The organism is Mycobacterium sp. 050134 (genome assembly GCF_036409085.1).
GTDB lineage: Bacteria > Actinomycetota > Actinomycetes > Mycobacteriales > Mycobacteriaceae > Mycobacterium.
In genome coordinates this window covers 1-1,406 of sequence record NZ_JAZGLV010000057.1, presented here as the reverse complement: position 1 = coordinate 1,406, position 1,406 = coordinate 1, and the positions used below count along the sequence as shown (strand labels likewise).

General features: G+C 60.2%; 1 pseudogene. It reads left to right on the top strand.

The window, feature by feature from the left end:
- Positions 1 to 1,185, top strand: a pseudogene (locus SKC42_RS27365) (PE family protein); the annotation flags it as partial.
- Positions 1,186 to 1,406 lie beyond the last annotated feature (221 nt).

Sequence of the window (1,406 nt, the reverse complement as noted above, 5' to 3'; positions counted from 1 at the left end):
CAGGCGATTTCGAATGCGATTGCTGGTGCGGGGATCTCTTTGGGCAGCCTGCAGACCGGGGGAGCGGCGGGGGTGCTCAGTGGGTTGAGTTCGTTTGGTGCCACGGTGGCCGGTCCGTATCAGGCCCTGTTCACCAACACCGTCAACAACCTGGGGTTGATCGGGAATACGTTGGTGTCCAACCCGTTCCCGTTCCTGCACCAGTTGGTGAACAACCAGATCTTCTATGGTCAGACGATCGCCACTCAGTTTGCGGCCGGGATTCAGAATCTGCCTGCCGAGTTGGCCGCCTTGCCGCGGGCGATTCAGGCCGGGATCCAGCAGATCGCGAACTTCAATCCGGTCGCGTTCGCACAGCAGCTGATCAATACCCAGATTGGCTATGCCCAAACCATCGCCACCGGATTGCAAAGTGCCGCACAAGACCTCGTCACCGGCATCCAAACCCTACCCACGGGCCTGGCGACAGCCTTCCAAGACCTCCTAGCGGGAAACCCCTCGGCCGCGCTCTCCGATGTCGGTTCCGCGCTGAAATCGGCTTTTCTACCCGGATTCAGTGTCGCTAACGACAATTTGGTTTTCACCGTGACGCTTACCGGGCCACTGGGTGATCTGGCACCGATACTCACTATCCCTGGGCAGATCGCGCAGAGCTTCACCGACCTGCTGCCCCTCGGGACCGTTCCGCACATGGTCGCGCAACACGCAACCAACTTGGTCAACGCATTCACCAACTTGCGAACCGTTATCAATCTGAATGTGGGCACCATTACCTTCGGGATTCCGCTGCAGTTGGTTCTGGACGGTATCGGTGGGCCGATCAACGGGTTAGGCGCACTCAACTCCAGCGCGGTGGCGCTGGGAAGTGCGTTGCAGACCGGTGATCTGACGGGCGCCCTGACCGCATTCCTCGATGCGCCAGCGAATGTCGCCAACGCATTCCTTAACGGCACCACCGATCTGACGTTGCCCCCAGCTTCACTCTTCGGCCTGACGTCGGTGCTCCAGATTCCTCTTGGGGGAATTCTCACTCCGACCGAACTCCCCACTCTCTTCCTCGGTAATACCGGCGGCCCGTTGACTCCTGTCAGGTTTACGGGTGGTGGCACCGGCATCGGGGGAATCATCCCTGGTCTGATCGGCCTCGGCCCTCAACTTGCGGCGGCCATCACGTCCAACATGTAAGGCGCGGTTCACGTAAATCCTGTGAAAACACATGTTGTCCTGTCGTTCTGACGGGAGGCGTTATTACGCTCGTCTCAGTTTTGGTTACTGCGGGGTAAGTTCCCGTCGCGTAACTGGCAGTTGGGGAGTGTGAGGGGGGCCTCGCGCGTGGTGTGCGCGGGGCCCTTGTGGTGCTCGTGTGCAGTGCGGGGTGACCGCCGGTCATCGCCTGTTTGTGGTGC